This is a genomic window from Streptomyces blattellae, assembly GCF_009709555.1.
Taxonomy (GTDB): domain Bacteria; phylum Actinomycetota; class Actinomycetes; order Streptomycetales; family Streptomycetaceae; genus Streptomyces; species Streptomyces blattellae.
Genome location: NZ_WJBG01000240.1, coordinates 1 through 11734 on the forward strand (window position 1 = coordinate 1; position 11734 = coordinate 11734).

At 68.7% G+C, this 11734-nt stretch carries 12 protein-coding genes and 1 tRNA gene; 6 read left to right on the top strand and 7 right to left on the bottom strand.

Going from position 1 to position 11734, the window contains the following annotated elements; translation table 11 throughout:
- The first annotated feature begins 81 nt into the window (after window positions 1-81).
- The 4 genes from tnpC to GFH49_RS35255 all read left to right on the top strand — a co-directional run bounded on the left by tnpC (window position 82) and on the right by GFH49_RS35255 (window position 3747).
- Complete coding sequence (gene tnpC / locus GFH49_RS35240; RefSeq protein ID WP_155054304.1) at window positions 82-1512, top strand: IS66 family transposase; 1431 nt, start codon at window positions 82-84, stop codon at window positions 1510-1512.
- 148 nt (window positions 1513-1660) lie between these two features.
- Entirely contained in the window at window positions 1661-2140 is a 480-nt protein-coding gene (locus tag GFH49_RS35245) for a tyrosinase family oxidase copper chaperone (RefSeq protein ID WP_155060128.1), read from the top strand.
- A complete protein-coding gene (locus GFH49_RS35250) occupies window positions 2124-2984 on the top strand; it encodes a tyrosinase family protein (RefSeq protein ID WP_155060129.1) in 861 nt (286 codons plus the stop codon). Before GFH49_RS35245 ends, GFH49_RS35250 begins: the two co-directional genes overlap by 17 nt.
- Window positions 2985-3096: 112 nt before the next feature.
- A complete protein-coding gene (locus GFH49_RS35255) occupies window positions 3097-3747 on the top strand; it encodes a DUF2087 domain-containing protein (protein WP_155060130.1) in 651 nt (216 codons plus the stop codon).
- A 61-nt stretch (window positions 3748-3808) separates the two neighbouring features.
- Here GFH49_RS35255 and GFH49_RS35260 read toward each other — a convergent pair whose 3' ends face one another.
- Complete coding sequence (locus tag GFH49_RS35260; RefSeq protein ID WP_155060131.1) at window positions 3809-4768, bottom strand: D-2-hydroxyacid dehydrogenase family protein; 960 nt, start codon at window positions 4766-4768, stop codon at window positions 3809-3811.
- 196 nt (window positions 4769-4964) lie between these two features.
- Here GFH49_RS35260 and GFH49_RS39590 point away from each other — a divergent pair, with 196 nt between their 5' ends.
- Complete coding sequence (locus tag GFH49_RS39590) at window positions 4965-5921, top strand: acyl-CoA dehydrogenase family protein (RefSeq protein WP_196218233.1); 957 nt, start codon at window positions 4965-4967, stop codon at window positions 5919-5921.
- A gap of 80 nt (window positions 5922-6001) precedes the next feature.
- Here GFH49_RS39590 and GFH49_RS35270 read toward each other — a convergent pair whose 3' ends face one another.
- From GFH49_RS35270 to GFH49_RS35285, 4 genes are all read right to left on the bottom strand, one after another.
- The gene (locus GFH49_RS35270) at window positions 6002-6430 is read right to left on the bottom strand and encodes a VOC family protein (protein ID WP_155060132.1); all 429 of its coding nucleotides are present in this window, start codon (window positions 6428-6430) and stop codon (window positions 6002-6004) included.
- A gap of 155 nt (window positions 6431-6585) precedes the next feature.
- Window positions 6586-7041: a type II toxin-antitoxin system VapC family toxin gene (locus GFH49_RS35275; protein ID WP_155060133.1), complete on the bottom strand. Its 456-nt coding sequence runs from the start codon at window positions 7039-7041 to the stop codon at window positions 6586-6588.
- Entirely contained in the window at window positions 7031-7300 is a 270-nt protein-coding gene (locus tag GFH49_RS35280) for a type II toxin-antitoxin system Phd/YefM family antitoxin (protein ID WP_196218234.1), read from the bottom strand. The genes GFH49_RS35275 and GFH49_RS35280 overlap by 11 nt, the downstream gene beginning before the upstream one ends.
- Window positions 7301-7447: 147 nt before the next feature.
- Window positions 7448-7522, bottom strand: a tRNA-Arg gene (locus GFH49_RS35285).
- A gap of 226 nt (window positions 7523-7748) precedes the next feature.
- Here GFH49_RS35285 and GFH49_RS35290 point away from each other — a divergent pair.
- Window positions 7749-9131, top strand: a complete 1383-nt coding sequence (locus GFH49_RS35290; protein ID WP_155060135.1) for a tyrosine-type recombinase/integrase — start codon at window positions 7749-7751, stop codon at window positions 9129-9131.
- Between the two features lie 18 nt (window positions 9132-9149).
- Here the strand turns inward: GFH49_RS35290 and GFH49_RS35295 are convergent, their stop codons facing one another.
- Both GFH49_RS35295 and GFH49_RS35300 read right to left on the bottom strand, forming a co-directional pair.
- Entirely contained in the window at window positions 9150-10292 is a 1143-nt protein-coding gene (locus GFH49_RS35295; protein ID WP_196218235.1) for a Fic family protein, read from the bottom strand.
- Window positions 10293-10575: 283 nt separating this feature from the next.
- Window positions 10576-11547, bottom strand: a complete 972-nt coding sequence (locus GFH49_RS35300; RefSeq protein WP_155060136.1) for a serine/threonine-protein kinase — start codon at window positions 11545-11547, stop codon at window positions 10576-10578.
- Window positions 11548-11734: the final 187 nt, after the last annotated feature.

An 11734-nucleotide genomic window follows, 5' to 3' on the forward strand; every position in this document is an offset into this window, starting at 1 on the left:
GTAAGCATTCAGCAGGTCGTGATCGGCTTCGCTGTCTGACGATGTGACAGGTTGCGGGTGGGTGCGGCAGGATCCGTGGTCATGTCGTCGGGGTGGGAGTCTGCGTCGCGTGAGGACCTCCTCACGGTGATCGGGCTGCTCCAGCGACAGAACGAGGAGCTGGCCGCGGCGAATGAGCGGTTGACGGCGCGGGTGGCAGAGCTGGAGCGGCGGCTTGGCCGGAACTCGGGGAACTCCTCGATGCCACCGTCCTCGGACACCTTCGGTCGGCCGGAGAAGAAGCCGGTACCGAAGAGCGGCCGCAAGCGGGGACGCCAGCCGGGTGCCGACGGATCTGGGCTGTGCATGGTCGCTGATCCCGATGTCACCGAGGACCACCTTCCAGCGGCCTGCACCGGGTGCGGCCGGGCGCTGGGCGAGGACGACAGCATCGGCTTCGAGCGCCGTCAGGTCCGTGACATCCCGCTGACCACGGTGAAGGTGACCGAGCACCGGGCCCATCGCTGCCGGTGCGCGTGCGGGACGGTGACCGCCTCGCCGATGCCCGGCCAGGTCGCCCGATCGCCCTCCTCCTATGGCCCCAACCTGCGTGCCCTGGCCGTCTACCTGCTGGTCTTCCAGCACATCCCCGTCGAGCGGACCACGATCCTGATCCGGGACGTGACCGGGGCCGAGGTCTCCACCGGCTGGGTCGCCTCTCTGCTCCCCGAGGCCGCCGGCCTGGTCGAGGACTGTCTGAACCTGATCCGTGCCCTGCTGATCATGGGACACGTGCTCCACGCGGATGAGACCACCACCCGCATCGGCACCACCCGGCGCTGGCTCCACGTGGCCTGCACCGACTTCCTCACCCTGCTCCACCTCGCCCCGCGCTCGCGCGCCGGAGCAGATGCCGGCAAGGTGCTCCCGCACTACCGGGGCGTCCTGGTCCACGACTCACTGTCCCTGTATGCCGGCTACGACTCCTGCACCCATCAGCTGTGCGGAGCCCACCTGATCCGCGAACTGACCGCCGCCGAAGAGGACTTTCCCGACCAGAAGTGGCACCAGCAGATCCGCTGGGCCCTGGCCGGACTGAACACCCAGGCCGTACGCGTCCGGAACCAGGAGACCGCCGAGATCACCCCCGGTGCGCTCCTGCTGCACTGCGAAGCGTTCCACCAGGGCATCAAGGTCGGGCTCAGTCTCCATCCCAAAGTGCCGGGCCGGAAGCAGAGCCCGGCCCACAACCTCCTGACCCGGCTTCGCGATCAGGCCCACGACGTCCTGCGCTTCGCCGACGATCCCCGGCACGTGCCGTTCACCAACAACTGCGGCGAACGGGCCCTGCGTCCGGTCAAGACCCAGCTGAAGATCTCCGGCTGCCATCAGTCCGACACGGGCGCGACGGCCTGGCTCGCCGTGCGCTCCTACCTCGACTCCGCCCGCAAGCACGGCCTGACCACCTTCGAGGCCATCCACCGCGCCTTCACCGGCAAACTCTGGATGCCACCCATCGCACAGACCACCTGACCAGCCACTCTCACCGACCGTCACCGATCAGGCCCATTCCTTCTGAATGCGTACGACCTGACACCGCCGTATGGCTGTCTCTGCGGTGACCGTGGAGCGGGCTGGGCGGTTGCTCGTACGGACAGCCGAACCGTACGAGGAGTGAGCGATGACCGTCAGTGCCGGCGGGGTGTCGGTGGGCGCCCCGCTGAGGAGCGTGTCGGCGAGGCGGACGCGGCGGGAGGTGGCGCGGGGACTGTTTGCTTCCGCCGTCGTCGCGCTTGCCCCGTTCGTCGTCGCATCCCGGCGCGCGTGGTCGGCGGACGGGCCGGAGGAGACCGGTACCGCCTTCGACGAGATCTATCAAGGCCGCCGTATCCAGGGCTTCCTGATGCCACTCGGCGGCCTCAGCGGCATCGACGTCGCATGGCACGTCACCGTCGACGGCCACCCGCTGCACCTCATGCGCCGGGCCGACGGCAGCTGGCTGAGCATGCTCGACCACTACAGCTGGTTCCGGACCCCGCTGGAGGCGACCCGCGCGGCCGTCGACGAACTCGGGCCCCGCCGACGGCTGCGCGACCTCGCCCCCGGGCCATTGGGCGGCGGGCATCCGCATCAGGGGGCAGAGCATGACGTACACGCGTAAGAACGTCAGCAAGCTGACGCGGACCGAGCGGCGGCGGTTCGTGGAGGCGTTGCTGGAGCTCAAACAGAGCGGCGAGTACGACGAGTTCGTACGGCTCCATGTCGCGCACTTCGTCGGGGACGGCCACCGCGGTCTGCGTGCCGCCCATATGACGCCCTCCTTCCTGCCCTGGCACCGCCGGTTCGTGCTGGACCTGGAGCGTGCCCTGCGCCGTGTCGACTCCTCGGTGACGGTGCCGTACTGGGACTGGACCCGGGACCGTACGACCACCTCGGTGCCGTGGACCGACGATCTGCTCGGCGGCAACGGGCGGCGCTTCGACCGGCAGGTGATGACCGGGCCGTTCGCCTACCGGGCGGGCTACTGGACCATCCGGGTGGGCATCACCGACGACGAGTTCCTGACCCGCGACCTGGGCCGCCCCCGGAAACCGATCGCCTTGCCCACCAAGGACGATCTGGACCGGGCGCTGGACGACCCCGTCTACGACGTCTCCCCGTGGGACTCGACCGTGACCAGAGGTTTCCGCAACCAGCTGGAGGGGTGGGGCGGCGGCAGCAACCCATGGCTCAACCACAACCGGGTGCACCGCTGGGTCGGGGGCGCCATGCTCGGCGGCGCCTCCGTCAACGACCCCGTCTTCTGGCTGGTCCACGCCTTCGTGGACCTGCAGTGGCAGCGCTGGCAGCGGCGTCACCGCAATCACCGCTACCTGCCGGACCGGCCGCCCGGCGAGGACAGTCCCCAGTACGGTCGTATCGTCGCCCGGCACGAGAGGCTGCCGCCGTGGGATGTCACTCCGGACGAGCTTGAGGACGTGTCGCGGATCTACCGATATGCATGAGGTGCGTATGAGGTACGTATGTGGACGGGCTGCCCGACTCGCACCGGAAGAGTCCCGGCGCGCGGGGGGAAATTCGCTCGGTCCCGTGCCTGGCGCCCATTAGCCTCCGGGCATGGCAACCGAAGCAACGGAGCAACTGGTCCAACTGTTCGCCGAGGAGAGCCGGGTGCGTGCCTTCGCCGCCGTGGCGCTGGGCGCCGGGAGCGCCGAGCAGGTCGCCCGCGCGGCGGGTCTGTCCCCCAAGGAGACGGCCGTGGCGCTGCGGCGGCTGCGGGAACAGGGCGTCGTGACAGCGGGGGATGACGGCCAACTGGGTGTCGCTTACGGCCTGTTGAAGGAATACGCGCGAGCGGCGGCGCAGCGGGCGGACGACTCCGGGGCCGCCGAGAGCCCCTCCTCCGGCAGCGACGGGACCGATGTCGTCCTGCGGACGTTCGTCCGGGACGGGCGGCTGGTCCGGCTTCCCGCGCAGTGGACCCGCAAGAAGCTGGTGCTGCGGCACATCGCCGAGCAGACCTTCGAGCCGGGCGTCGAGTACCCGGAGCGGGCCGTCAACGACAAGCTGCGTGCCTGGTGCCAGGACAGCGACGACATCGACCATGTGACGCTACGGCGCCATCTGGTGGACCTGCGCCATCTCCGCCGGAGCGAGGGGATCTACCGTCGGCCGGCCGAGGCGGCGCAGGCCGAGGGGCAGGCCGAGATGGGGCAGGCCGAGGGGCAGGCCGAGACGGGGCAGGCCGAGGCCGTCGACAGCGTGTGATCGCGACCTCGCCTGTCCGGCAAGGCAGCGCCTGTCCGGCGGCATCGCTCGACCACCGGGGTCAGGGCAGCCGTCGTACCGGAGAACCCGCCAGGAACGCCTGGATGTCCTCCACCGCCTGGCCGTAGTACGTCGCGTAATTGGCCTGCGAGACATAGCCCAGGTGGGGTGTGGCGAGGAGGCGGGGAGCCGTGCGCATCGGGTGGTCGGCGGGCAGGGGCTCGATGTCGAAGACGTCGATGCCGGCGCCGGCGATGCGTCCCTCGCGCAGGGCGGTGAGCAGGGCGTCCTGGTCGACGATCGCCGCGCGCGAGGTGTTGATCAGGTACGCCGTCGGCTTGAGCAGGGCGATTTCGGCGGCGCCGAGGAGACCGCGGGTGCGGTCGCTCAGAGCGAGGTGGATCGACACGAAGTCGCTCTCGGCGAGCAACTCGTCCTTGGAGGCGGCCAGTCGCACGCCGAACTCGTCGGCGCGTTCCTCGGTGAGGTGCCGGCTCCAGGCGCCGACCTGCATGCCGAAGGCGAGAGCGACCTGCGCCACGCGGCTGCCGATCTTCCCGAGGCCGAGCAGCCCGAGGCGGCGGCCGTGCAGGTCGGCACCGACGGTGGACTGCCACGGGCCCCCGGAACGCAGGGCGTTGCTCTCCGCCACGATGCCGCGGGCGAGGCCCAGCAGCAGGGCCCAGGTCAGTTCGACCGGCGGGGTGGAGGAGCTGCCGGTGCCGCACACGGTGACGCCGTGCGCCCCGGCGGCGGCGTAGTCGATGACGGTGTTGCGCATGCCGGAGGCGATCAGCAGCCTCAGGCGGGGGAGCCGGGCGAGCAGCGAGGCGGGGAAGGGGACGCGTTCGCGGAGGGTGACCACGATGTCGAACCCGGCGAGAGCTTCGGCGAGGGCGTCTTCGTCCGGGAAGTGGATGGCGAAGGGGACCACCTCCACGTCGTCCGCGAGCGGCGACCAGTCGGCGACCTCCGTCGCCACCCTCTGAAAGTCGTCGAGCACAGCGCAGCGCAGCCGCACGGCGGCTCCTTTCCGTGGCCGGGGCCCAGCGTCTGGTGCACCTTACGTGACCGGGCCCAGACATCGGCAGGCTCAGTCGGCCGGGCGCGGAAGGGGGGAGGTAGGGGGCAGCAGGCCGCCCCTCCTGGCGGAACTGGGCTACGGTCCGGCTGAGCCCTCTGACGCCGGTCTCATCCTCTTCTGGGAGCAACGCAGTATGAGCACTCTCGACATCCTGTCCGAGGACGAGCAGTTCATGGTCCGTACCGTGCGCGACTTCGTGGACAGCGACGTCAGGCCGGTCGCCCGGGAGCTGGAGCACACCGACACCTACCCCGACGCCCTCATCGAGCGGATGAAGCAGCTCGGCGTCTTCGGCCTGGCCGTCCCGGAGGAGTACGGCGGCACACCCGTTTCCATGCCTTGCTATGTGCTGATCACCGAGGAACTGGCCCGCGGCTGGATGAGCCTGGCCGGGGCGATGGGCGGGCACACCGTGGTCGCCAAGCTGCTGCTGCACTTCGGGACCGACGAGCAGAAGCGGCGCTGTCTGCCGGGGATGGCCGGCGGCGAGATCCGCGCGACCATGGCGCTGACCGAACCGGGCGGCGGCTCGGATCTGCAGGCGATGCGTACGGTCGCCCGCGAGGACGCCGGCGGCTACGTGATCAACGGGGCCAAGACGTGGATCACCAATTCCCGCCGCTCGCAGCTGATCGCCCTGCTGTGCAAGACCGACCCGGAGGCGAGTCCCGCGCACAAGGGCATCTCGATCCTGCTCGTCGAGCAGCGGCAGGTGCTCGCCTCGGGCGGCGACGACGGTGCCGCCCACGTGTGGAACACCCACGAGGGCGAGATCGTACGCAGCGTGCGCGGGCACCGCGAGTGGGTGTTGTCGGTGGCGTTGACGCAGCTTCCGAGCGGGGCTGTCCTCCTGGCCACCGGCGGGAAGGACGGCATCGCCCGGATCTGGGGCGCGAAGACGGGCGCCGCGCTACGGACGGTGACCGGGCGCGGCCGCGCGGTCAACTCGGTCGCCTGGGCAAGCCCGCCAGGCCGGGAACCGTGGCTGGTCACCGGGAGCGACGATGCGACCGTGCGGGTCTGGGACGCGAACAGCGGGGCGGCAGAGCGCGTCTTCCCGGCTGGGACGGCGGGCGTGGATCTGGTCTGATCCGTCGCAACGGCCGTCTCGCCCGCCGGCGAAGTGCACCTCGCCGCAGCCACTGACGACAGTCAGGCGACCACCGTGCATCAGTCGATACAGAACTCGTTGCCCTCGATGTCCAGCATCGGGATGCACGAATCATTGCCGTCATACAGCGTGCGCACGTGCACCGCACCGAGCGGGACCAGCCGTGCGCATTCCGCCTCAAGTGCGGCGAGGCGCTCTTTGCCCACGAGCCCGGTGCCGACCCGCACATCAAGATGCACCCGGTTCTTGGCGGCCTTCCCCTCGGGGACACGCTGGAAGTACAGCCGCGGGCCCACACCTGAGGGATCGACGCAGGCGAACCAGGAATCCCGCTGCTCAGGTGGCTGCAAGCGCTTGAAATCGTCCCAAGTGGCAAACCCCGCCGGTGGCGGCGGTATGACGTACCCCAGCACCTCGCACCAGAAACGAGCGAGCCGCTCAGGTTCCGCGCAGTCGAAGGTGACTTGGAACTTCTTGATCGGCGTCATCGGGTAACTGTATGGGCGCGTGCCGACACCGAGGCTCCGGGCGCCAACTCCGTGCAGATCGAGGTCTCGCGTGACGTGAGTCGGTGAGGGGTGGGTGCCCGCGACCGGGAGTGGAACCACCTTGGACTCCGGCGCAGGGCAGGGCAGACGGGGCACTACCGGTCGTGCAGGATCTCGGGCCGGGTGACGGGCACGATGGTGATCAAATCGTCGAAACCCTTGAAGTCGTCGGGGTTGGTGGTGAAGAGGGGGAGTCCCTCGGCGGCCGCGACGGCGGCGATCATCAGGTCGGCCACACGGCGACGGGGCTTGCGGCCTGCGGAGACGACGGCGGCGCAGATCCTGCCGTAGATGCGGGCCGCCTCCACGTCGAAGGGGATGGGGTCGAATTCGTTTTCGGCGCGCTGCAGGACGTCCATTCGGCGGGCCCGCTCGGCGTGTTCGTCGTAGTCGCGCTGCTCGACACCGCGCACCTGGTGGGGGCCTGCGGAGAGTTCCGCGAGGGTGATGGCGCTGATGGCCATCTCGGCAGGTAGCTCGTCGGTGTCGATCCACTTGCGCAGGATCATGATGTTGGTGTCGAGCAGGCCTTGCTCGTGCTCAACGGGCATACGGGTCGTCCAACTCCTGCTCGACGACGGCGTCCTGGTCGTCGCGGAAGGCGTCCAGCGAGATGTCAGGGGCGGTACGTGACATGGCCGCGAACTCGGCGCGGGGAACGAAGCGGCGACGGCGGCGGAGCGGGATCAACTCGCCGACACGATGCCCGTCGCGGGTGACGGTGAACGCCTGTCCTCCCTGGACGGCGTCCATGATCTCTTTGGAGCGGGTGCGCAGATCGCGCTGAGTGATCTCCGGCTGCCCTGTCATGCTGTCCACGATAGCGAAGGTGTGCTACCTGGTGCTACACCGTTACCCGCGATTGTGATTAGGTGAAGGCGCCTGCTCGTAGAGCGATGTGCATCTGGACACGAAAAAGCCCCTCACGCGTTTCCGCAGGTGAGAGGCTATATGCGCCCCCGGCAGGACTCGAACCTGCGGCCAAGCGCTTAGAAGGCGCTCAGTCTAATCGTACCTCTATCCGTCTGACCTGCACTTTTGTGGTGTAGTGACGCATCGTCAGCTGTTTTGGGGGACGCATGTGGGACGATCTTGCTCGGTCGCGCTGACTGATCGGGGCCGGGGTGAGGCGTCGGCGAGTGGGATTCCAGTGACGCCCGCTGCTGGTGGGATCATGGAGGTAGAGCTCGTAGTAGCCCGGAAGCGTCGGCCCTCGTGAGGCGGGCACCGTAGGCAGGGGCGGATCGAGGTGCAGGCGATGGACACCACCTTCGACGTCAGGGTCTGGCAAATCGAGAGAGGCGCCGGGCGGCTTCGCGAGTCCTATGGGGTGCGCTGGTCCGTCGCCGGGAAACGTCATCGCAAGTCGTTCCAGACATTCGCGCTGGCCGACGGTTTCCGAGCAGAGCTGGTGACTGCGACGCACGCTGGCGAGCCGTTCAACGTGTCGACTGGCCTGCCGGAGCGGCATGAGCCGAGAGCGCCCTCGGTTGGGTGGTATGACTTCGCCGTACAGTTCGCGGACGCTCAGTGGCCCCGAGTTTCGGCGAATCACCGGAGGAACACTGCGCGCACATTGATGATCGTCACCACCGCGCTGATGGACCGGGATCCGCCCGGTGTCCCGTCTCGCCGTGTCCGTACGGCGCTGAGCGATTGGGCTTTCAACACCAACCGCCGTGGCGGTGCGCCGGAGGACATCGTCTCGCTACTTGGTTGGGTGCGACGTCACACTCCGACCATGGACGCCTGGACCGATCCGCTCGTGGTGCAGGACGTGCTGCTGGTGCTGGGTACGTTGCTTGACGGTAGACGAGCGGCGGCCTCATCCGTGAAGCGGCATCGAAGGGTTCTGCATCTGGTGATGAAGTATGCGATCGCGCGCGGAATTCTGCTGTCCGATCCGGTTCCCGAAGGGCGGAACCTCACTCCGCAGCCTGCTGGCGCGATCGATCGACGCCGTCTGCTCAATGCGCAGCAAGCGGCGCGGCTGCTCGACTGGATACGCGATCAGCCGCGGAGCGGGCGAAGACTGCATGCGTTCTTCGCCACGCTGTACTTCACGGGGCTGCGACCGGAAGAGGCTGTTGCGCTGCATGTCTCAGACTTTGTCATGCCTGCGTCGGTCGAGAGTCGGTGGGCAGAGATCGTGGTGCACACCGCCGAGCCTGAGATCGGACGCACGTGGACTGACAGCGGAACCCGACACGATCAGAGGTATTTGAAGGGGAGGGCAGAAGGCGAGACGCGCATAGTTCCGTGCCCTCCCGCGCTTGTCCATGTCCTGCGGGCGCGCATCAAGGACGCGGGCCTGCTCCCTGACGACCGCCTCTTCCCTGGGGAGTATGGCGGAGTTCTCGCGGGCTCCGTCTACCGCCGCATGTGGGACCACGCCCGCAGGGCAACCCTGCCACCCCACGTATATGCATCACCGACAGGACGACGCGTATACGACCTTCGGCACACCCGACTGACGATGTGGCTGAACAGCGGCATCCCGCCTGCTGAGGTGGCCGCGTGGGCCGGCACCAGTGTCGCCGTGTTGTTCGCCACGTACGCGCAATGCATCAGTGGCCAGGAGCAAGATCTGCGGCGGCGGCTCGACGAGGTGCAGAACACCTCGGCCACCCTGGCGGCATAACCATCGAGAATGGGTGGGTCACCGCTCCCGCCGGTAGGGATCCGTGTACGGCTCCATGGACTGGCGGACCTCGTCCCGGACCGGGTCCATGAGGGGCCCGGGGGCGTAGTAGCGGGCGCGGGCCTTGCCATGGGGGATGAGCCAGCCGCGGGCGACGAGCTCGCGGATGTCGCGGATGGCCTGTTGGTCGCTGAGGTCGGCGTCCTGCTGGTAGACGGTGCGGCGGACCTTCGCGTCCGAGAAGGCGGGCAGCAGGGCGTAGACGACGCGCTCGTCCAGGCCGGTTGCTTCGACGGATTCGACCAGACGGGTCCAGGCGCGGGACATCACGTCGAAGCGTCGCTGGGCCTGCTGCGCCTGGCGGTGGTGGGCGGTCAGGCAGAATCGGATCCAGGGGCGGGTGTCCCGCTCGGGACTCCAGTGCGGGCCGCCCACATCCTCCAGCACTTGGTAGTAGGCGTAGGTGTTCTGTCCCCGGCCGAGCCACTCCTCGATGGAGGAGAACTCGGGTGGCATCAGGGCCTCGCGGGAGAACACCAGGGTGGACAGGGCGCGGGACATGCGCCCGTTGCCGTCCTTCCACGGGTGGATCTTGACGAGGTTGAGGTGGGCCATCGACGCGCGCACGTGGACCGGAGCGTCGACGTCGCCTTCGTTGAGCCAGTCGATGAACTCCGACATCAGAGCAGGAACGTCTGCCTGGTCCGGAGCGGTGTAGGCGGGGACCAGGGGATCGTCGGGGCTGGTGACGTAGACGGGGCCATCGCGCCAGCGGCCGGGGCGCTTGTCGAGGTGGTGGCCTTGCAGCATGAAGTGCAGGCCGTTGAGCAGGCCGGCGTCGTACCGGAAGTCGTCCCCGGCGTCGGCGAGAGCCTGGATGTAGGTCATGCCGCGCTGGTAGCCCTCCAGCTCGGCGCGGGTCCGTTCACCGGTCTCCAGGGGCTCCTCGCCGGACATGAGGGCTTCCACGTCGTCGACCGTCGCAGCGTATCCCTCGATGGTGTTCGATCCGGCGATCGCGCGGGCGGTGAGGTTGCGGCGCAGCTGGCGGGTCCAGCGAGGAGTGGCGCGGAGCATGTGGCGCAGGGAGCGGCGCATGCTCTCGATCTCGTCGAGGGCTCGCTGGTCGTCGGCGTCCAGGGAGGGAGTCACGTACAGCATGGCTCCATGACATGATAATTGTGTCATCAAGTCAAGCATGTGTGTCTGGATCGGTTCCTCGCTCCAGTCGTTCCCTCCGGCGTTGGCAGGCTTTCGGTGCCGGGCCTGTGGAGCACCGCTGTGGGCCCGAGCCGAATCTGGCGCAGGGCTGAGAAACGGGGAACCGTAAATCCCTGCCGGGCGGGTGCTGGCGCGGCAACCGGTCAGGGCGCTCGGAATCCGCGCCCTGTGCCTCGCGGGGGAGGCGTTCCACCGCGTGGCGGATGCTGGATGGGCGCTTGTGTCAGCCCGGTCGGCTGGCCTGTGGGGACCTCGCCCATGAGCGCACCGGGCGCGCTTCCGGCCCCATCGGGTGCCGGAAGGGCCGCAGCGGATCGACCTCGGCCCAGGGTGTGAGTGCGGCTGCCGGGTCGCCGCGTTCGGGGAGCCAGGCGGCCAGTCGCCGCCAGACCTCGCCGGCGTGGGGCGGGCGGTCGTTCGGTGTCTTGGAGAGGAGCTCGAGTACGAGGGCTTCCAGGTCCTCGGGGGTGTCGGGGCGCAGGTCGCGCAGAGGGATCGGCGAGTGGTCGAGGATCAGGCCGGGGAGCATGAGTTCCGACCGGTGCTCGAAGACGGGTTCGCCGGTCAGCATCTTGTGGAGCAGGCAGCCGAGGGCGTACAGGTCGGTGCGGTGGTCGACCGGTTTGCCCAGGATCTGTTCGGGCGCCATGCACTCCAGGCTGCCCGGCCGCTCGCCGGTGGTGGTGAGCTTGGCGGTGCCGGGTTCGAGGAAAGCGGCGACGCCGAAGTCGAGGACCTTGACCACGCCGTCGGTGCGGATGATGACGTTGCGTCCCTTGAGGTCGCGGTGGACGACGTCGCGGGCGTGCACGGAGCCGAGGACGGAGGCGATCTGCACCCCGACCGAAGCGGCTTCCTCGATGCTCAGTCGTTCCTGTTCGGCGATCCGGTCTTCAAGGTCGATGCCGGTCACATACTGCATGACCAGGAACCGCGTGCCGCGCTCCTCGCCGAGGTCGTAGACCGTCGCGATACCGGTGTGGTCGAGGCGGGCGGCGGCGCGGGCCTCGCGGCGGAAGCGTTCGGCGTCCCGGGTGCGCTGGTCCTGGGTCAAGCCAGGGGGCATGTTCATGGTCTTGAGGGCGACGTCGCGGCCGAGGTGTTCGTCGTGGGCGAGCCACACGACGCCCATGCCGCCGGATCCGATCTCCCGCTTGATCCGGTAGCGCTTGGCGATCACAGGTCCGATGTCCATGTGCGGGGCGACTCCGTCCGCGTCCGTCTTCGTGGCCCGGCGCGTCCGCCGGGCGGGCGCCTCGGACAGAGTGTGGCATGAACACGTTGTTCCGTGAACCAACCCCTCCACCTTTGACGTCTATTGACTTAGTTCACAATCGCATGCTGTGATGTGCGACGTACGATCAAGGGGAGTATGGCGCACC

Coding starts and splice junctions, on each gene's coding strand:
- GFH49_RS35280 (WP_196218234.1), bottom strand. CDS start 7,300: ATGACAGGGCAGCCGGAGATCACTCAGCGCGATCTGCGCACCCGCTCC.
- GFH49_RS35245 (WP_155060128.1), top strand. CDS start 1,661: ATGACCGTCAGTGCCGGCGGGGTGTCGGTGGGCGCCCCGCTGAGGAGC.
- GFH49_RS35255 (WP_155060130.1), top strand. CDS start 3,097: ATGGCAACCGAAGCAACGGAGCAACTGGTCCAACTGTTCGCCGAGGAG.
- GFH49_RS35290 (WP_155060135.1), top strand. CDS start 7,749: ATGGACACCACCTTCGACGTCAGGGTCTGGCAAATCGAGAGAGGCGCC.
- GFH49_RS39590 (WP_196218233.1), top strand. CDS start 4,965: ATGAGCACTCTCGACATCCTGTCCGAGGACGAGCAGTTCATGGTCCGT.
- GFH49_RS35295 (WP_196218235.1), bottom strand. CDS start 10,292: ATGCTGTACGTGACTCCCTCCCTGGACGCCGACGACCAGCGAGCCCTC.
- GFH49_RS35270 (WP_155060132.1), bottom strand. CDS start 6,430: ATGACGCCGATCAAGAAGTTCCAAGTCACCTTCGACTGCGCGGAACCT.
- GFH49_RS35300 (WP_155060136.1), bottom strand. CDS start 11,547: ATGGACATCGGACCTGTGATCGCCAAGCGCTACCGGATCAAGCGGGAG.
- tnpC (WP_155054304.1), top strand. CDS start 82: ATGTCGTCGGGGTGGGAGTCTGCGTCGCGTGAGGACCTCCTCACGGTG.
- GFH49_RS35250 (WP_155060129.1), top strand. CDS start 2,124: ATGACGTACACGCGTAAGAACGTCAGCAAGCTGACGCGGACCGAGCGG.
- GFH49_RS35275 (WP_155060133.1), bottom strand. CDS start 7,041: ATGCCCGTTGAGCACGAGCAAGGCCTGCTCGACACCAACATCATGATC.